Raw genomic sequence first — 18,650 nt, 5'->3', positions numbered from 1 at the left:
CCGGCCAGGTACCGTCACCCGGAGTCCATGTCGCGTGGACCAGACCACTTCCATTCCTTTACTCGGATCGTCCGGCACGTTCCTGCCGGTGAAGGGACTGCATCACCATGGCTTCCGTCACTTTCGACAAGGCGACCCGGATCTACCCGGGTGGCACCAAGCCCGCCGTCGACCAGCTGGACATCGAGATCGCGGACGGCGAGTTCCTCGTCCTCGTCGGTCCGTCCGGCTGCGGCAAGTCGACCTCCCTGCGCATGCTCGCCGGTCTGGAGGACGTCAACGGCGGCGCCATCCGGATCGGTGACCGTGACGTCACGCACCTGCCGCCGAAGGACCGGGACATCGCCATGGTGTTCCAGAACTACGCGCTGTACCCGCACATGACCGTCGCCGACAACATGGGCTTCGCGCTCAAGATCGCCGGCGTGAACAAGGCGGAGATCCGCAAGAAGGTCGAGGAGGCGGCGAAGATCCTCGACCTTTCCGAGTACCTGGACCGCAAGCCGAAGGCGCTCTCCGGCGGTCAGCGCCAGCGCGTGGCGATGGGCCGCGCGATCGTGCGCGAGCCGCAGGTGTTCCTCATGGACGAGCCGCTGTCGAACCTCGACGCCAAGCTCCGCGTGTCCACCCGTACGCAGATCGCGAGCCTCCAGCGGCGGCTCGGCATCACCACGGTGTACGTCACGCACGACCAGGTCGAGGCCCTCACCATGGGCGACCGGGTGGCGGTCCTCAAGGACGGTCTGCTCCAGCAGGTCGACACCCCGCGCAACATGTACGACCGCCCCGCCAACCTCTTCGTCGCCGGTTTCATCGGCTCCCCGGCCATGAACCTGGTCGAGGTCCCGATCACCGACGGCGGCGTCAAGTTCGGCAACAGCGTCGTGCCGGTGTCGCGCGAGGCGCTGTCCGCCGCGGCCGGCAAGGGCGACACCACCGTGACGGTCGGCGTCCGCCCCGAGCACTTCGACGTCGCGGGTGCCGAGAGCGACCAGGGCCTGGCCGTGTCCGTCAACGTCGTCGAGGAGCTCGGCGCCGACGGGTACGTGTACGGCTCCACCCGGGTCGGCGGCGAGGACAAGGACCTGGTGGTCCGCGTCGGCGGCCGCTCCATCCCGGAGAAGGGCTCCGTGCTGCACGTCGTACCGCGTCCGGACGAGATCCACGTGTTCTCGACCTCGACCGGCGAGCGCCTCAGCGGCTGACCGCCGCCGAAACCCGTACACGGCCCCGCACTTCGGTGCGGGGCCGTGCGCGTCCGCCCGCGCGCACACCATCCGGATGTCGACAAATACCCCGGCACACCGGTCAATTCGGACCCCGCACGTCAACACCTGATTCGAAAAGGAGCATCGAACCATCCCCCGTGGGGGTGACTAAATGTCTCCAAATCATCACTGGCCGCTACGCTCACGTCCGTGACCCACACCGCACGCCGAATCGGCCGCTCTCTCGCCCTCGTCCTGCCCGTCGTCCTGGTGCTCTCCGGAACTCTCGCGGTCACCAGTGTCCCGTGGGCGGGCAACAGCTCGCAGACGCAGATGCTGACCGCGTCCTCGGAGAACGTCTCGGTACGGGCGAAGCCCCGTGCCCCACAGGATATTCTCCGCGACAAGCTCCTCGCAGAGCTTCAGGAGAAGGACCCGGGTGTCGCCCTCACCCACCTCCAGCGCACGGTGGAGGAGCGCCCGTCGCTCGCCAGGCACTGCATGTCGATCGCCCGCGCGCTCGGCCGTGCCGCCGTCCAGCACTACGGTCCCGTCCGCGCCCAGACCTACTCCCGTCCCGTGTGCGACACGTCCTACGCCGCCGGCGTCGCCCACGAGAGCTGAGGCGTATCGCCGGCACCGAGGTGCGCCTATCGTGCGCGGTATGCACACCTCTCCGACGCAGGCCGTGGTCCTGGCGGGCGGCCAGGGTTCCCGACTGCGCCCGTACACCGACGACCGCCCCAAGCCGATGGTCGAGATCCCGGGAACCGGGACCCCGATCATCGGCCATCAGCTTTCCTGGCTGGCCGCCGAGGGCGTGACCGACGCCGTCATCTCCTGCGGCCACCTCGCCGAGGTGCTCGAGCAGTGGCTGGCGACGACCGAACTGCCCTTGCGGGTCACCACCGTCGTGGAATCCGAACCGCTGGGCCGCGGTGGCGGCCTCAAGTACGCGGCCGCGCACCTGCCGCACCCCGACGAGCCCTGGTACGCGACGAACGGTGACATCTGGACCCGTTTCTCGCTGCGCGAGATGGCCGCGTTCCACGCCGAGCGCGACGCCACCGCGACGCTCGCCCTGGCCCGCCCCCGGATCCCCTGGGGAGCCGTGGAGACGGACACCTTCGGGCACATCACCGACTTCATCGAGTCGCCGCCGTCGCCGTATCTCATCAACGCGGGCGTGTACGTGTTCTCCCCGGACTTCACGGGCGCGCTGCCCGACCGCGGGGACCACGAGCGCACCACGTTCCCGCGTCTGGCCCGTGAGCGGCGTCTGGCGGGCTTCCCGCTGCCCCACGGGGCGTACTGGAGGGCCATCGACACCGCGAAGGACCTCCGCGAGGCCGCCAAGGAACTGGCCGCGGCCACCGGCCCCACCCCCTGACCCCGGGCCGGGGCAGGGGCCCGGGCCCCTGCCCCGGTCCCTGTCTCCGGGCCCTGTCTCCGGGCCCCGGTCCCGAAGCGGCACGGTCCCTTCGGGGGCGAGCCGCTCCCGGGTCCCGGCTCCCTGCCCGGGGGCGGGCGCCTGTCCAGGACGCCCTGGGGGGACGGCCGGAGGGCGCCGTGGAGGGCCGCCCCCGAAGGCCCTCCCCGTACGGCCCACCCTCGCCCTCGCGGCTTTCCCGGGGCGGACCCGGGCCCACGGGTCGCCCTGGTGACGCCCGTACGGCCGCCGTCCCAGCCGCTCCCCCGCCCCGCGCCTCGCGCCTCACCGACCCGCATGACGGAGGGGCGGTCACCGTCGTCGCGGTGGCCGCCCCTCCGGGGTGTGGTGTGCGTCAGCCGAGGAGGCCGCCGATCGGGTTGCGGTTGCCGCCGGTGCTGGAGCCGCCGTCGTTGCCGCCCGAGCCGCTGCCGCCGCTCGTACCGCTGTCGTCGCCGCCACCGCCACCGCCGCCGGTGCTGCCGCCGCTGCCGGTGCCGCCCGTGGAGGTGGGGCCGGCGCTGGAGGACGGCGGGGGCACGGGCTCGGACTGCTCCGGGGCCTCCTGGCCGGTGCCCTGCGAGGCGGTCGGCCGCTCCTCCTCGACGCGCTCGTCCTCGCGGGCCGTCTCCTCCTCCGGGGCGGAGGCCTCCTCCTCGGCCGTCGGGCCGGCGGAGGCGGACGCCGAGGGCTCGGGGCGGCGGGAGGACTCGCGGGCGGACGGGGAGTGCTCGCCGGGCTCCTCGGGGAGGGGCCGGCCGGGCAGGTGGTTGGTCGGGTCGTCGTCGGGCCCGGGCACGGTGACCATCTCCGAGGACCGGACGGCGCCGCCGAGCACCGAGCCGACCAGCAGCGTCAGGCCGACCACGACGGCCGCGACGACCACGCCGCGCCGCAGCACCCGGCGCCGCAGGTCCCTCAGGGCGGAGCGGGGGCCGAGGGTGCGCCAGGCCTCGCCGGCGAGGCGTCCGTCGATGGAGTAGACGGGCGCGCCGGCGATGATCAGCGGCGACCAGGCGGCGAGGTAGATGATGTCGGGCGCGTCGTAGACGGGGACGGTCTTCCAGCTGACGGTCAGGATGAGCGCGGCGGAGAGCATCGCGCCGAAGACGGCGGCGACCCGCTGCCAGAGGCCGAGCACGGTGAGGACGCCGACGACGACCTGGGCGAAGGCGACGGTGAGGCCGGCGCCGACGGGGTGGGCGAGGGCGAAGTCGCGCAGCGGTTCGGCCAGCGCCCAGGGGTGGAGGGAGGTGAGCCACTTGACCATGGAGCCGCGCTCGCCGCCGTCGAAGTAGACGGGGTCGCAGAGCTTGCCCATGCCGGCGTAGATGGAGATGAAGCCGAGGAACACGCGCAGCGGCAGCAGGACGACGCCGAGGTTCATCCGCCGGCCGGGGTAGTACGCGTGCCGGTGGGCGGGGCCGGTGTACGAGCCGTCGGCTGCGCGGTCGCCGGTGCGGCCGGCCTCGTGGCCGGGGTGGTCGGTGCCGTGGCCGTCGGGGGTGTCGCCGCCGTACGGGCCGGTGTAGGGGTCGGCGTACGGACCGGGCTGCTCGTCGTAGGCGCCGACGGCGCGCCGCATGGGCGGCAGCAGCGGCGGGGCGTCCGGGCCGCGCTGGGCACCGACGACGGGGGTCGGCATGGTGTCGTCGAGGCGCGGGATGACCTGGGTGGCGCCGGCGTCGAGCGTGCCGACGGCCGTCGATTCCCGCACGGCCTGGAGCAGCCCGGTCGCGCCGGGGTCGCCGGGCGAGGACTTCCCGCTCCACACGACGGGCGCGCGCCGGCGCGCGGCCATGCCGCCGGCGCCGCTCATGGCGGGCACGCGGGCGGGGTCGGCCAGCCGGGGCTTGTTCACCGGGGCGAGCTGCACACGGAAACTGGCGTGGTTCACGATGACCTGCGCGGGATCGCAATCCACCTTGACCATGCTCAGCGCAGGCTGATCGTCGAAACCGGGCCGGGGCGTTCTGGTGTCCACACTCATCTAACCGAGTGACGTGGGGTTAGGACACTGCCTTGACGGGTGGGAAATGTCCGAGACCCGTCAAGATCATGACGGGTCCCGGTACGGCTCCTCCGGCGCCCGGCCGGCCGGGCGGGCGCGGATCGTCAGACGCGGCGGCGCGACGCCTCGTACAGCACCACGCCGGCCGCGACACCGGCGTTGAGCGACTCGGCGCCGCCCGGCATGGGGATGCGCACGAGGTGGTCGCAGGTCTCGCCGACGAGGCGGGACAGGCCCTTGCCCTCGCTACCGACGACGATGACGACCGGGCCGCCGAGCGCCTCCAGCTCGCCGACCTCCATGTCGCCGTCGGCGGCCAGGCCGACGACGGTGATGCCGGCCTTCTGGTACGCCTCCAGGGCGCGGGTGAGGTTGGTGGCGCGGGCGACCGGGGTGCGGGCGGCGGTGCCGGCGGCGGTCTTCCAGGCACCGGCGGTCATGCCGGCGGCGCGCCGCTCCGGGACGACCACGCCGTGGCCGCCGAAGGCGGAGACGGAGCGGACGACGGCGCCGAGGTTGCGCGGGTCGGTGACGCCGTCGAGGGCGACGATCAGCGGGTCCTCGCCGTTGTCGAAGGCGACCGCGGCCAGGTCCTCGGGGTGCGCGTACTCGTAGGGCGGCACCTGGAGGACGAGGCCCTGGTGGTTGAGGCCGTTGGTCATGCGGTCGAGCTCGGGGCGGGGGGCCTCCATGAGGTTGATGCCGCCGCGGTCGGCCGCGAGCTTGAGCGCGTCGCGCACCCGCTCGTCGTTGTCGATGAACTGCTGGACGTACAGCGTCGTCGCCGGTACGCCGTCGCGCAAAGCCTCGAAGACGGGGTTGCGGCCGACGACCATCTCGGAGAGGCCCTTGCCGCCCCGCCGGGCGACCTGGCGGCGGTGCGCCTGCTTGGCCTTGGCGTTGGCGACGCGGTTCTTCACATGGCCCTTGCGGGCGGAGGCGGGCGGCGTGGGGCCCTTGCCTTCCAGGCCCCGGCGCCGCTGGCCACCGCTGCCGACCGTCGCGCCCTTCTTGTTGGACGTGCGGCGGTTCCTGCGCTGGCTGTTCCCGGCCATGACTTACCTGCTTCGTCGATGATGCGTACGTACGTGCGTGTATATGAAGTGTGCCAGCGCGGTGCCTAGCGCGCGCCCAGCGTCCACCTGGGCCCGTCGGGGCCGTCCTCGATGACGAGCCCGGACTGGCCGAGCTGGTCCCGGATGGCGTCGGCCGTGGCCCAGTCCTTGCGGGCCCTGGCCGCCTCGCGCTGGTCGAGGACCATGCGTACGAGGGTGTCGACGACGCCGTGGAGGTCCTCGCCGCGGTCGGCCTCGCCCGCCCAGTGCGGGTCGAGCGGGTCGAGGCCGAGGACGCCGAGCATGGCGCGCACCTCGGCGAGGCGGGCGACGGCGGCTTCCTTGTCGTCGGCGGCCAGCGCGCTGTTGCCCTGCCGGACGGTGGTGTGGATGATCGCGAGCGCCTGCGGGACGCCCAGGTCGTCGTCCATGGCCTCGGCGAAGGCGAGCGGCACCTCGGCGGCGGGTTCGACGGAGCCCGCCTTCTCGACGACCCGCTGGATGAACCCCTCGATGCGGGCGAAGGCCGACTCGGCCTCGCGCAGGGCTTCCTCGCTGTACTCGATCATCGACCGGTAGTGCGGGGTGCCCAGGTAGTAGCGCAGCACGATGGGGCGCCACTGCTTGACCATCTCGGAGACCAGCACCGAGTTGCCCAGCGACTTCGCCATCTTCTCGCCGGCGATGGTCACCCAGGCGTTGTGGACCCAGTAGCGGGCGAACTCGTCGCCGTAGGCCTTGGCCTGGGCGATCTCGTTCTCGTGGTGCGGGAAGATCAGGTCGATGCCGCCGCCGTGGATGTCGAAGGCGGAGCCGAGGTACTTGTGCGCCATGGCCGAGCACTCCAGGTGCCAGCCGGGGCGGCCACGGCCCCACGGGGTCTCCCAGTCGGGCTCGCCCGGCTTGGTGGCCTTCCACATGGCGAAGTCGCGCGGGTCGCGCTTGCCGGTGATGCCCTCTTCGCTGGGCTGCCGCAGGTCGTCGATGTCCTGGTTGGACAGGGAGAGGTACTCGGGGAAGGAGCGCACGTCGAAGTAGACGCTGCCGTCCGCCACATACGCGTGCCCGCGCTCGATGAGGCCGCGCATCATCTCGATCATCTCGGGGACGTGGCCGGTGGCGCGGGGCTCGTAGGTGGGCGGGAGGCAGCCCAGGGCCCGGTAACCGTCGTTGAACGCGCGCTCGTTCTCGTACCCGATCGACCACCAGGGGCGGTCCTGGTCGGCGGACTTGGCGATGATCTTGTCGTCGATGTCGGTGACGTTGCGGACGAACGTGACGTCGTAGCCGCGGTAGGTGAACCAGCGGCGCATGATGTCGAAGTTCAGGCCCGACCGGATGTGTCCGATGTGCGGGGCCGCCTGCACGGTGGCGCCACACAGGTAGATCGAGACGCAGCCCGGCGTGAGCGGGGTGAAGTCGCGGATCTGCCGGGCGCTGGTGTCGTACAGACGAATAGTCACCACTCCAGGGTAGTGGGCCGGTGCCGGTGCCCGGTGCCGCAGGTGCTGGAGCGGGTCCGGTCGGAGGCCCGGCAAGATCGGCGTGGCGCCCCCTGGCGCGTGCGGGGCGCCGCGGGCCGGGCGGGACCTAGGAAGCGCTGCGCACGAGGAGGGCGGTGGCGATGGCGGCGAGGCCTTCGGCGCGGCCCGTCAGGCCGAGGCCGTCGGTCGTGGTGCCGGACACCGAGACGGGGGCGCCGGCCGCCGCGCCCAGGGCCTTCTGGGCCTCGTCGCGGCGCTTGCCGACCTTGGGGCGGACGCCGATGACCTGGACGGCGATGTTGCCGATCTCGAAGCCCTCGGCGCGGACGATCCGGGCGGCCTCGGCGAGGAGGGTGACGCCGGACGCGCCGGACCACTCGGGGCGCGAGGTGCCGAAGTGGGCGCCGAGGTCGCCGATGCCGGCGGCGGAGAACAGGGCGTCGCAGGCGGCGTGGGCGGCGACGTCGCCGTCGGAGTGGCCGGCGAGTCCGTACCCGTCGCTCTCGGAGGCGTCCCAGAGGAGGCCGGCGCACCACAGCTCGCGGCCCTTCTCGAAGGCGTGGACGTCGGTGCCGATGCCGATGCTGGGCAGGCCGGGGACGCGCGGGTCAGAAGCCATCGTTGGCCCTCCTCCGGGCGAGGACCGCCTCGGCGAGTACGAGGTCGAGCGGGCGGGTCACCTTGAACGCCTCCTCGTGGCCGGGGACGACCACGACGGGCTCGCCGAGCCGCTCGACCATGCCGGCGTCGTCGGTGACGGCGTCGGTGACGGTGCGGTGCGCGCGGACGAGCGTGTCGCGGGCGAAGCCCTGCGGGGTCTGGACGGCGCGGAGGGTGGCGCGGTCGGGTGTGGAGAGGACGGGCTCGGGCTCGCCCCTCTCGCGCGGCTCGACCTGCTTGACGGTGTCGGCGAGCGGTACGGCGGGAACGACGGCGACGGCGCCGTCGTGGACGGCCTCGACGACCGCGTCGACGGTGTCGACGGGCACGAGCGGGCGGGCGGCGTCGTGGACGAGGACGGTGGTGATGCCGTCGGGCAGGGCGTCCAGGCCGAGGCGCACGGACTCCTGGCGGGTCTCGCCGCCGGGGACGACGAGGTAGTCGGTCCGCTCGGGCAGCGCGTGTGTGTCGAGGAGGTTCTTGACCTCGGGCGCGCCGTCGGGCGGGGCGACCACCACGACGAGGGAGACCGCCCGGGAGGCGGCCATGGCGCGGACGGCGTGGATGAGCATGGGCGTCCCGTTGAGGGCGCGGAGCGCCTTGGGGGCGCCGGGGCCGAGCCGTACGCCGCGGCCGGCGGCGGGGATCACCGCCGCGGTGCGGGCGGGGTGTGTCGCGTCTGACATCGGGTGCACTCCGGCAGGTTTGTTGACTCGGCCGATCTGGGTATGGCCTCTGCTGGGCGGCGCAACGCCTCGACCGGTCCCTTCCGTGACCTCCGGTCGGGTGGGCCGCGCGTTACGCCCGGCAGGAGCCCGTGCGGGCCTGCGGGCTGTGGGAATCACGGGTACCGAAGAAGACGCGGAGCCGGACATGCCGCAGCGCCCGGCGACGAGCTGTGTGTCACACAGCATGTCATCGGGCACCGCGGCATCGCTTCGCTTCAGCTACGCGTCTCGCTTCGGCTACGCGTCGCGCCGGCCTGCCGGCTGCGCGGGACGCGTCCGTGTCAGGACGCGAGGACCTCGTCCAGCAGGGCCTCGGCCTTGTCCTCGTTGGTGTTCTCCGCGAGCGCGAGCTCGCTCACCAGGATCTGGCGCGCCTTCGCGAGCATGCGCTTCTCTCCTGCGGAGAGACCGCGCTCCCGCTCCCGGCGCCACAGGTCACGCACCACTTCGGCGACCTTGATGACGTCGCCGGAGGCGAGCTTCTCGAGATTTGCCTTGTAGCGACGGGACCAGTTCGTCGGCTCTTCGGCGTACGGCGCGCGAAGCACCTCGAAGACCCGGTCCAGTCCGTCCTGACCGACCACATCGCGCACGCCGACGAACTCCGCGTTGTCCGCTGGCACACGAACCGTCAAGTCGCCCTGGGCGACCTTGAGCACCAAGTAGGTCTTGTCCACGCCTTTGATCTGGCGAGTTTCGATGGCCTCGATCAGCGCGGCCCCGTGATGGGGATAGACCACGGTGTCGCCAACCTTGAACGTCATGTGACAGGTACCCCTTCCGTGGCTATCCAGGGTAACACGGATACGGCTTCTTCTGAATGGCGTTTTCGCAGGTCAGGGCATATCTCGGGGCTTGACAACAGCAACACGAACGTGCTGCGGAGGGCTTCCGGAAGGGGGTATTCGCAGGTCGGAGCGGCTGCGCGGGGCCCCTGAAACGAGCTCGTCACACCCCTCGGAGGGTGGTCCGAAGGGGCGGATCGTCCCGGTTTGCCGGGTTACCGGAGGTGAACTTCCCGTACTCCGTTCGGCCGCCGCTCACCCGTACGGACGGACGTCCCGCGCGTTTGTCGAAATTGACGCGTGGTGATCGCACGATGACCGCGGAGCTTGACCGAGCAGCGCTTTTCGGAAGGAATGCGGGACGGTCCCGGAATTGATCAAGAGCGGTTTTGTGAACGCCGTGCGAACCACCGGGACCGGCGGGGCGCGGCGGCCGCGGGCCGGCCGCCGCGGGGTGCGGGCGGACCCCGGCACCGCCCAGGGGCGGGTCGGGTGCGGCACGGGCGAGGAGGGTCGGTAACCTGAGCGCGCCGACTGATCCTCTGACCCCTTCTCAGGCGGTCCCGGGGTCGGCCGGCGGTCCGTACCACCAGACCGTGCCCCGTCCCTCCGTCCGTACGTCCTAGGAGTTGCCGCCGCCGTGAGCCGCAGCCTTCGACGCGGCGCCCTCGCCGCCACCGCCATCGTGTTCTCGATCGCCTCGCTCTCCGCCTGCGGTGCGGGCAACAACGCGCAGACCCTCGGCGTCAGGCCGGACAACGCCGCCGTCTCGGTCGGCACCGTCAAGATCCAGAACGCCGTGGTGATCACCCAGCCCAAGCTGGACGCGGAGGGCCCCGCCGTCGTCTCGGCGATGCTCTTCAACAACGGCTCCAAGGCGGAGACGCTGGAGGCCGTCGAGCTGCCCGGTTCGAACAGCCCGGTCAAGCTCACCGCCGCGAGCGGCTCCGGTCCGATCACCGTCCCCGCGGGCGGCTCCGTCCTCCTGGGCGGCAAGGGCAACGCCTCGGCCGTGATCGAGAAGGGCCGCGAGGCCGCGAAGGACGGCAACGCGCAGGAGGTCGTCTTCAAGCTCAGCGAGACCGGCGATGTCCGGCTGAAGGCGTACGTCGTCCCGGCGACCAGCTACTTCGCCGGCTTCGGCCCCGCCGAGGTGCCGCAGAAGCCCGCCGAGCAGAAGCCCGCCGAGTCCCTCCCGCCGGCTCCGCCGTCGGGCGCTCCGACCGGCAGCCCCACCGGCTCGCCCACCGCGTCGAACACCCCGGTCGCCCCGGCGGACGGCGGCGAGGGCGTGGCCGAGGGCGAGGGCGCGGCCCCGTCGGACTCCGCCTCGGCCTCGCACGCGGGCCACTGACGCACACGTCGTACGGCGAGGGGCGCCCCACCGGTGGTGGGGCGCCCCTCGTCGTCGTCCGCACGGCCGGCCGGGCCCGGCGGGAGCCGTGGTGCCCGGCACGATCCGGAAGACAGGCCTACGGCTCGAACTTGTAGCCCAGGCCCCGGACGGTGACCAGGTAGCGCGGGGCGCCCGGGTCGGGCTCGATCTTGGCGCGGAGGCGCTTGACGTGGACGTCGAGCGTCTTGGTGTCGCCGACGTAGTCCGCGCCCCACACCCGGTCGATGAGCTGCATCCGGGTCAGCACCCGGCCCGCGTTGCGCAGCAGCATCTCCAGCAGGTCGAACTCCTTCAGCGGGAGGTCGACCTTGCCGCCCGCCACCGTCACCACATGGCGGTCGACGTCCATCCGGACCGGCCCGGCCTCCAGCGCCGCCGGGGTGACCTCCTCCGGCTCGCCGCGGCGGCGCAGCACCGCGCGGATACGGGCGACCAGCTCGCGGGACGAGAAGGGCTTCGTGACGTAGTCGTCCGCTCCTATCTCCAGTCCGACGACCTTGTCGATCTCGCTGTCCTTGGCGGTCACCATGATCACGGGGACGTTCGACCGGCCGCGAAGCTGGCGGCAGACCTCGGTGCCGGGCAGACCGGGGAGCATGAGGTCCAGCAGGACGAGGTCGGCGCCGTTGCGCTCGAACTCGTCCAGCCCCTCGGGCCCGGTGGACGCGACGGCGACCTCGAAGCCTTCCTTGCGGAGCATGTAGGACAGGGCGTCGCTGAAGGATTCCTCATCCTCGACGACGAGCACTCGGGTCACGGAAGGACCTCCGGGGCGGTGAGCGGTTCGGTGGTGGTGTGGTCGGGGTCGGACCGCGTGGTGCGGTCCCGTACGGCGCCGGACTCGGGGAGCCGGAGGGTGAACGTGGAGCCCTGACCCTCGGTGCTCCACACCGTGACCTCCCCGCCGTGCGAGGCGGCCACGTGCTTGACGATGGCGAGGCCCAGTCCTGTACCGCCGGTGGCGCGGGAGCGGGCGGGGTCGACGCGGTAGAAGCGCTCGAAGATGCGCTCCTTGTCCTTGTCGGGGATGCCGATGCCCTGGTCGGTGACGGCGATCTCTATCTGGTCGCCGCCGGGGGCGGTGACGCGGCGGGCGGCGATGCCGACGCGGGTATGGGCCGGGGAGTAGTTCACGGCGTTCTCGACGAGGTTGCCGAGGGCGGCGGCGAGCTGGCCGCGGTGTCCCCAGACGGACAGGTCGGCGGTGCCGCCGGCGGCCATGGTGATCTGCTTGGTGGAGGCGGCGTGCCGGGAGCGGTCGACGGCCTCGGCGACCAGTTCGGCGACCGGGACGGGCTCGGCGTCCTCCAGGGGGTCGTCGTTCTGTACCCGGGAGAGGTCTATGAGCTCCTGGACGAGGTTGGTGAGCCGGGTGGCCTCGATCTGCATGCGGCCGGCGAAGCGCATCACGGCCTCGGGGTCGTCCGAGGCGTCCATGACGGCCTCGGAGAGCAGGGAGAGGGCCCCGACGGGGGTCTTGAGCTCGTGGCTGACGTTGGCGACGAAGTCGCGGCGCACGGCCTCTATGCGGCGGGCCTCGGTGAGGTCCTCGACCAGGAGGAGGACGAGGCGGGAGCCGAGGGGGGCGACGCGGGCGGACACCGCCAGGGCCTCACCGCGGCCGGTGCCGCGCCGGGGGAGGTCCAGCTCGACCTGGCGTATCTCGCCGTCGCGGCGGGTGTCGCGGGCCATGTGGAGCATCGGCTCGACGGCGAGCTTGCCGCCGCGGACGAGCCCGAGGGCGTACGCCGCCGAGCTGGCCTTGACGACGGAGTCGCTCTCGTCGAGGACGACCGCCGAGGACCGCAGTACGGACAGGACGGTGTCCACACCGGGCGGCAGGACCGCGTCGGTGTGCAGGGAGGTCCTGGTGGGTCTCGCCTGGTCGCGCTCGCTCCAGCGGAACGCCAGCATGGCGATCACGCCGGTGCAGGCTCCGGCGATCGCGGCCAATGCGGCGACCGCCGCGTTCACGTCCATGTGTCCAGGTTATGCGGGGCCGCGGACACTCTCCCAGCCATCCGGGGCCGTGCTCGAACAGTCGTCGCCCAGAGTTCACCGAGGGGACGGTGACGGTTCACTTGGGAGGGAGGCCCCGGACTTTTTGGACTTCGACCGTGGGAACGTGGGGGCCCGAGCCCCACCCGGACCCCTGTAGGTCGCACTGAGAGAGGGACATCCATGCGGGACGCGTACCACGAGGAACTGGACTCGATCGGCGAGAGTCTGGTCGAGATGGCCCGGCTGGTCGGGTCGGCGGTCGGGCGCGCCACGACGGCGATGCTCGACGCGGATCTGAAGCTGGCGGAGGCCGTGATCGCGGCCGACCAGAAGGTCGACGACCTTCAGCACGAACTGGAGGCGCGGGCGATAGCCCTGCTGGCGCGCCAGCAGCCGGTCGCGACGGACCTGCGGATCGTGGTGACCTCGCTGCGGATGAGCGCGGACCTGGAGCGCTCCGGCGACCTGGCCCAGCACGTCGCGAAGCTGGCGCGGCTGCGCTTCCCGGACGCGGCGGTGCCGCGTGACCTGCACGCCACGATCCTGGAGATGGGGCAGCTCGCGCAGCGCCTGATGGCGAAGGCGGCGGAGGTCATCATCACCAAGGACGTCGACCTGGCGCTCCAGCTCGAGCACGACGACGACGAGATGGACCGGCTGCACCGGACGCTGTTCCAGCACCTGATGGACGACCGGTGGAAGCACGGCATCGAGACGGCCGTGGACGTGACGCTGCTGGGCCGCTACTACGAGCGGTTCGCCGACCACGCGGTGTCGGTCGCCAAGCGGGTCGTGTACCTGGTCACGGGTGAGCACGCGGACGAGCTCCAGCAGGCGGAGGCGCCGGTGGAAGGGGCGTAGCGCGGCGGCGGGGGTCGCACCTCCGTGCGCCGTTGGTGCGCCCTGCCGGGCGGGCATGCAAGGGGGGAGGCGACGTACGCCTCGGAAGGTGCGCCTTCGAGGAGGGACCCATGGCAGAAACGCCCATGACCGACCCCGAGCGGGAAGTGCCCGTCGATGTGCTCCGCCTGCCCGTGCTGGGGGCGTGCGGCTGTGGCTCGGGCTGCGGCTGCGGCTGCCAGTCGGGCGCGCCGTGCCAGTGCGGCGGCTGCTGCGGCTGACGCGCCGGGCGGCCGAGGGAAGGGCCCCGTCCATGTCCTGGGCGGGGCCCGCGGCATGGGCGGCGGGGGTGCGCGGCGGGTGCGCGGCGGGTTGGCCGTGGAAAACGCGCCCCGCGACTCCCGTACGACGAACACGACTTCGAATCATCTCGATCTTCGCGTTTCATAGAAATACACAAGGCTCTTGAGTAATCTGAACGTACTACCGAGCCTGTGGGGGGTGGAGGGGTGGCCGGTGATCACGCCTTGTCGGAGCTGTTCCGCTACACCATTACCGACCGCCGGCCCCTCCACTCGGGCGGGTGCGGCGATCTCTGGCGAGCGCACGACCGCCTTTTCGACGAACAGGTCGCGGTCAAGACCATTCGCAGCGATCTGAGTTCCCACGCCCTGGAAAAGGCGCAGGCGTCCTTCGCCACGGAGGCCATCGTGGCCGCCCGGCTGAGCCGCAAATCGCCGAACGTCGTACCGGTGCGCGATCTCGGCCGCCTGGACGACACGCTCTACCTGGTCATGGACTGGGTGGATTCGGGCGACGCCAACAGTGCGGACCTTTCGCACATGATGGGGCGCCTTTCCGTGGGAGCCGCGAAAAAGGTCCTCCTCCAGATGTGCGACGCGGTGGCGATCGCCCATGCCGAGGGGATCGTCCACAGCGACATCGCACCGTGGAACGTGATGTACAGCAAGGCTTCGGACAGTTATCTGCTCGCCGACTTCGGTCTGGTGAAAGTGGTGGAGGCGAATCTCATCTCCCTTCCCTCCAGGAGTCTGCTCCAGGGCGGGCGGCTCGCTTTCCTCCCCGATTACGCCCGCAGGGACATCGGCCGGGTTTCCTACGCGACCGACGTCTTCGCCCTCGCGGTCACCTTCTGGTCCCTCCTGGACGCGCGGGCCCTGCACCACGAGGACCGGACGCCCCCGGTGGTCCGGGTCGCCCGGGACCAGGTCGACGCCCCCTTCCAGGTCCGCGCCCTGCTCGCGCGGTTCATCGAGGGGCACACCCGCGAGGACAGCGTCCAGCAGTTCGTGGACCACCTCTACCGCGTACCCGCCAGGTGAACGAGACGAGCGTGAGGAGCCGGACATCAGCAACCAGAAGGATGGAAAGGCAGCGGCCGACGGCCTCGGACAGGGTGGCGAGGGGGCCGAGGACCGGCTGATCCTCGACATCCCGTCGACGGTCATGCTCCAGGACTCCAGCGTGAGTTACTGGGTCGAGCGGTACCGCCAGTACGTGCGCCGGTCCCCGACCGAGATCTGCCTGCCGGCCATCGTGCGCTCGGGGCCGGCGTTCGAGTCCGTGGTGCAGCCCCCACAGGCGTCCCTCGGGGTGAGCGACCCGCTGGCGCAGTGGATCGCCGAGGCGCGCGAGGCGGTCGGCCCGAACGGGGTGATCTGGGGGCGCGTCCTGCTGCACTTCGGTTTCACGGGCTCGGAATACCTCTTCATCAAGGACCAGTACGACACCCCCGGCGACCAGATCTGCATCACCAACAGGGTCGCCCAGCAAGTGGTCGCGCAAATGGTGTCGGAGGTGCTCGACCGGGGCGTCGACGGAATCGTCCTGGACGCCGTGAACCTCCTGCCGAACGCCGGGTCCAACATCCTGGACAGCAACGAGATCTCGGTCTCCTGTTTCTGCGACCACTGCGTCACCGGACTGCGTGAACGCGGTTTCCAGGTCAGGCACAGCGATTTCATGGGACCGCGCAACAAGATGCGCATCGTCCTGCACAACACGCCCACCGGGACCGACCACATCGACCCGACGCACGACACGCTCCGCACCCGGGACCACGACCGGCTGCTCTCCCACGCCCGGGCCCGCCGGTTCGTTCCGCCGGACGAGGACTGGCGCGAGGAGTCGATCGCGCTGATCAAATACCTGGAGGCCCGTGGCCGCCTGGTGTGGGAGAGCTTCCGGGCGCTCACCGAACCCTGCAAGGGCAGGGTTCGGACGGCGGTCATCCTCGGGTCGGTCGATTACGACCAGTCGCAGCAGGTCACGGCGGAAATGATGATGAATTCCGGCGCCGTGGAAGAGATCTGGGTGCCCGACGCCAAGGTCAACGTGACGCCGCCGTCCACCCTGCTCTGCTACCAGGCCACCCGCTCCTCGTACTACTCGAACTCCCTCTTCGCCACGCTCGAACGGGCCAACGAGATCATCGTGGCGTTCGGCATCGAGAAGTTCCTCGAACTCCTCCTCGCGCATTCGAAGTCGTGGTCGTCGGCGAACAAGCTGTCGCCCGCCTCCGTGTATTCGAGCTCGATCGCCCCGCAGTACTCGGGGAGCGTCGGGATGCCGCTGTTCGAGCACGAGCACCGCAAGCTCGTCGAGGACGCCACGCTGCGGGTGACCGGCGCGGTCCTCCCCGAGGCGCTGCTGGAACAGTTCCGCATCGCCGCCGGGCCCGCCACGCTGGCCTGAGCCGACGGGGCAGTCGCGGCCGGGCCACTCGGACCGGCCGCGGCGGCCACCGGGCGGGATGCGCCGGGACCTGACCCGGCGCGGGAACGACGGAGCCCCCCACGTGACGGCGAAACCGCGGGTGGGGGGCCTGGCGTCGATCGGCGTTACTTCTTGCCCTGGTTCTTGACCGCCTCGATGGCCGCCTTGGCCGCCTCGGGGTCGAGGTAGGTGCCGCCCTTGACGAGCGGCTTGAAGTCGGCGTCCAGCTCGTAGACCAGCGGGATGCCCGTGGGGATGTTCAGGCCCGCGATGTCGGCGTCGGAGATGCCGTCCAGGTGCTTGACCAGGGCGCGCAGGCTGTTGCCGTGCGCGGCGACGAGGACCGTGCGGCCGGCCAGCAGGTCCGGGACGATGCCGTCGTACCAGTACGGCAGCATGCGGACGACGACGTCCTTGAGGCACTCGGTGCGCGGACGCAGCTCCGGCGGGATCGTCGCGTACCGGGCGTCGCCGGCCTGGGAGAACTCGTTGTCGTCGGCGAGGACCGGCGGCGGGGTGTCGTAGGAGCGGCGCCACAGCATGAACTGCTCCTCGCCGAACTCGGCGAGCGTCTGCGCCTTGTCCTTGCCCTGGAGCGCGCCGTAGTGCCGCTCGTTCAGGCGCCAGGAGCGGTGGACCGGGATCCAGTGGCGGTCCGCGGCCTCCAGCGCGAGCTGCGCGGTGCGGATGGCGCGCTTCTGGAGGGAGGTGTGCAGTACGTCGGGGAGCAGACCGGCGTCCTTGAGCAGCTCACCGCCGCGGACGGCCTCTTTCTCGCCCTTCTCGGTGAGGTTGACGTCCACCCAGCCGGTGAACAGGTTCTTCGCGTTCCATTCGCTCTCGCCGTGGCGGAGGAGGATCAGCTTGTACGGTGCGTCGGCCATGCGTACGAGATTAATGGACGCCGGGACGGTTGACGGCTCCCGTCAATCGAGTGGCCCCCCTGCCCCGGCGCACCGTAATTTGCGGTCACCGGGTCGGGCACTTACGGGGGGAAACGCATGTCGATCACCACGCTCAAACGGGCGGCCAGGGAGAGCGTCTCGGGGTTGCCGCGTGCGTTCTGGTGGCTCTGGGCGAGCACGCTGATCAACCGGCTCGGTGCCTTCGTCGCCACCTTCATGGCGCTGTACCTGACGCTGGACCGGGGCTACTCGGCCTCGTACGCGGGGCTCGTCGCCGCCCTGCACGGGCTCGGCGGCGTGGTGTCGTCGATCGGGGCGGGGGTGATGACCGACCGGCTCGGCCGGCGGCCCACGATGCTGGTCGCCCAGGTGTCGACGGCCGTGTCCGTCGCCGTCCTCGGGTTCATGCAGCACCCGGTGGCGATCGCCGCGGTCGCCCTCGTCGTCGGTGCCGCCTCGAACGCCTCACGGCCGGCGGTGCAGGCGATGATGGCGGACATCGTCCGGCCCGAGGACCGGGTGCGGGCGTTCTCGCTGAACTACTGGGCGATCAACCTGGGTTTCGCGGTCTCCTCGGCGGGCGCCGGGTTCATCGCGGAGTACAGCTACCTGGCCGGTTTCCTGGGCGAGGCCGCGCTGACGCTGGTGTGCGCGGTGCTCGTGTTCGCGCGGATCCCCGAGTCCCGCCCCGTCCGGGCGCCGTCCGCTGCCGGGAAGGCCGCGGCACCGGAGGTGGGCATGGGGACGGTGCTGCGCGACGGGCGGTTCATGGGAATGGTGGGGCTGTCCTTCCTGATCTCCCTGATCTTCCAGCAGGGGTACGTGGGCCTGCCGGTCGCCATGGGGACGGACGGGTTCAGCGCGGCGGACTTCGGGCTGGCGATGTCGGTGAACGGTGTCCTCATCGTGGCGCTCCAGATACCGGTCACCCGGTACATCGAGCACCGCGACCCGCGCCGGCTGCTGATCGTCTCGTCGGTGCTGGCCGGGTACGGCTTCGGCCTCACGGCGTTCGCCGGGTCGGTCGCCGGGTACGCGCTGACGGTCTGCGTCTGGACGCTCGCCGAGATCGTCAACGCCCCCACGCAGACGGGACTGGTGGTGGCCCTGTCCCCGGTCCACGGGCGCGGCCGCTACCAGGGTGTGTACACGATGTCGTGGTCGGTCGCCGCGCTGATCGCGCCGCTGGCGTCGGGGTGGACGATCGACCGCTTCGGCGCGGAGTGGCTGTGGGGCGCGTGCGCGGTGCTGGGAACGGTGGCCGGGCTGGGCTACTGGCTGCTGATGCGGGCGCTGCCGGAGGAGCCGGCGGGAGCGGAGCCCGCGCCGGCCGCCCCGGAGCCGGAGAGGACCGCCGCCTGAGGGTTCCGGGGGCGTACGGACACGGGGGTGTCGTACGCCCCCGGTCGGAA

The 18,650-nt window shown here is 71.6% G+C and carries 18 protein-coding genes; 9 read left to right on the top strand and 9 right to left on the bottom strand.

Annotation, left to right across the window (positions count from 1 at the left end; all coding sequences use genetic code 11):
* Positions 1-107: 107 nt before the first annotated feature.
* From ACF068_RS16650 to ACF068_RS16640, 3 genes are all read left to right on the top strand, one after another.
* Positions 108-1,205, top strand: a complete 1,098-nt coding sequence (locus ACF068_RS16650; RefSeq protein WP_392274962.1) for an ABC transporter ATP-binding protein — start codon at positions 108-110, stop codon at positions 1,203-1,205.
* A 213-nt stretch (positions 1,206-1,418) separates the two neighbouring features.
* On the top strand, positions 1,419-1,832 hold the full coding sequence (locus tag ACF068_RS16645; protein WP_392274961.1) for a hypothetical protein: 414 nt from the start codon (positions 1,419-1,421) through the stop codon (positions 1,830-1,832).
* 40 nt (positions 1,833-1,872) lie between these two features.
* A complete protein-coding gene (locus ACF068_RS16640) occupies positions 1,873-2,598 on the top strand; it encodes an NDP-sugar synthase (RefSeq protein WP_392274960.1) in 726 nt (241 codons plus the stop codon).
* 394 nt (positions 2,599-2,992) lie between these two features.
* On the opposite strand, the gene ACF068_RS16635 is transcribed toward ACF068_RS16640, so the two are convergent.
* The 6 genes from ACF068_RS16635 to ACF068_RS16610 form a co-directional block, all read right to left on the bottom strand.
* The gene (locus ACF068_RS16635) at positions 2,993-4,627 is read right to left on the bottom strand and encodes a DoxX family membrane protein (RefSeq protein WP_392274959.1); all 1,635 of its coding nucleotides are present in this window, start codon (positions 4,625-4,627) and stop codon (positions 2,993-2,995) included.
* Positions 4,628-4,752: 125 nt separating this feature from the next.
* Positions 4,753-5,703, bottom strand: coding sequence for a 23S rRNA (guanosine(2251)-2'-O)-methyltransferase RlmB (rlmB, locus tag ACF068_RS16630; RefSeq protein WP_392274958.1), 951 nt, complete (start codon positions 5,701-5,703; stop codon positions 4,753-4,755).
* A 65-nt stretch (positions 5,704-5,768) separates the two neighbouring features.
* Entirely contained in the window at positions 5,769-7,166 is a 1,398-nt protein-coding gene (cysS, locus tag ACF068_RS16625; protein ID WP_392274957.1) for a cysteine--tRNA ligase, read from the bottom strand.
* 127 nt (positions 7,167-7,293) lie between these two features.
* Positions 7,294-7,806, bottom strand: coding sequence for a 2-C-methyl-D-erythritol 2,4-cyclodiphosphate synthase (gene ispF, locus ACF068_RS16620; protein WP_392274956.1), 513 nt, complete (start codon positions 7,804-7,806; stop codon positions 7,294-7,296).
* Positions 7,796-8,533, bottom strand: coding sequence for a 2-C-methyl-D-erythritol 4-phosphate cytidylyltransferase (gene ispD, locus ACF068_RS16615; protein ID WP_392274955.1), 738 nt, complete (start codon positions 8,531-8,533; stop codon positions 7,796-7,798). The genes ispF and ispD overlap by 11 nt, the downstream gene beginning before the upstream one ends.
* A 323-nt stretch (positions 8,534-8,856) precedes the next feature.
* Positions 8,857-9,339, bottom strand: coding sequence for a CarD family transcriptional regulator (locus ACF068_RS16610; protein WP_003953493.1), 483 nt, complete (start codon positions 9,337-9,339; stop codon positions 8,857-8,859).
* A gap of 661 nt (positions 9,340-10,000) precedes the next feature.
* Here ACF068_RS16610 and ACF068_RS16605 point away from each other — a divergent pair.
* Positions 10,001-10,714, top strand: coding sequence for a DUF461 domain-containing protein (locus tag ACF068_RS16605; RefSeq protein WP_392274954.1), 714 nt, complete (start codon positions 10,001-10,003; stop codon positions 10,712-10,714).
* A 118-nt stretch (positions 10,715-10,832) separates the two neighbouring features.
* On the opposite strand, the gene ACF068_RS16600 is transcribed toward ACF068_RS16605, so the two are convergent.
* Positions 10,833-11,513 (bottom strand): response regulator, encoded by a 681-nt coding sequence (locus ACF068_RS16600; RefSeq protein ID WP_382668803.1) that lies wholly within the window; start codon positions 11,511-11,513, stop codon positions 10,833-10,835.
* Positions 11,510-12,736, bottom strand: coding sequence for a sensor histidine kinase (locus tag ACF068_RS16595; protein ID WP_392274953.1), 1,227 nt, complete (start codon positions 12,734-12,736; stop codon positions 11,510-11,512). Before ACF068_RS16595 ends, ACF068_RS16600 begins: the two co-directional genes overlap by 4 nt.
* 201 nt (positions 12,737-12,937) lie before the next feature.
* On the opposite strand from ACF068_RS16595, the gene phoU reads away from it, so the two are divergent.
* From phoU to ACF068_RS16575, 4 genes are all read left to right on the top strand, one after another.
* Positions 12,938-13,618, top strand: coding sequence for a phosphate signaling complex protein PhoU (gene phoU / locus ACF068_RS16590; protein WP_392274952.1), 681 nt, complete (start codon positions 12,938-12,940; stop codon positions 13,616-13,618).
* Positions 13,619-13,728: 110 nt separating this feature from the next.
* Positions 13,729-13,878, top strand: a complete 150-nt coding sequence (locus tag ACF068_RS16585; RefSeq protein ID WP_392274951.1) for a hypothetical protein — start codon at positions 13,729-13,731, stop codon at positions 13,876-13,878.
* Positions 13,879-14,106: 228 nt separating this feature from the next.
* Complete coding sequence (locus ACF068_RS16580; protein WP_392274950.1) at positions 14,107-14,940, top strand: serine/threonine-protein kinase; 834 nt, start codon at positions 14,107-14,109, stop codon at positions 14,938-14,940.
* Positions 14,941-15,082: 142 nt separating this feature from the next.
* Positions 15,083-16,312 carry a hypothetical protein gene (locus ACF068_RS16575; protein ID WP_392274949.1) on the top strand — a complete coding sequence of 410 codons (1,230 nt, stop codon included), beginning with the start codon at positions 15,083-15,085 and terminating at the stop codon, positions 16,310-16,312.
* Positions 16,313-16,458: 146 nt separating this feature from the next.
* On the opposite strand, the gene ACF068_RS16570 is transcribed toward ACF068_RS16575, so the two are convergent.
* Positions 16,459-17,217, bottom strand: a complete 759-nt coding sequence (locus ACF068_RS16570; RefSeq protein WP_392274948.1) for a phosphoglyceromutase — start codon at positions 17,215-17,217, stop codon at positions 16,459-16,461.
* Between the two features lie 117 nt (positions 17,218-17,334).
* On the opposite strand from ACF068_RS16570, the gene ACF068_RS16565 reads away from it, so the two are divergent.
* Positions 17,335-18,600 (top strand): MDR family MFS transporter, encoded by a 1,266-nt coding sequence (locus tag ACF068_RS16565; RefSeq protein WP_392274947.1) that lies wholly within the window; start codon positions 17,335-17,337, stop codon positions 18,598-18,600.
* Positions 18,601-18,650: the final 50 nt, after the last annotated feature.

It is taken from the genome of Streptomyces sp. NPDC016309 (assembly GCF_043077235.1).
In the GTDB taxonomy this organism is placed as follows: domain Bacteria; phylum Actinomycetota; class Actinomycetes; order Streptomycetales; family Streptomycetaceae; genus Streptomyces.
Note: the sequence above shows the minus strand (reverse complement) of the source record. Positions and strands in the feature narration are given on the sequence as shown.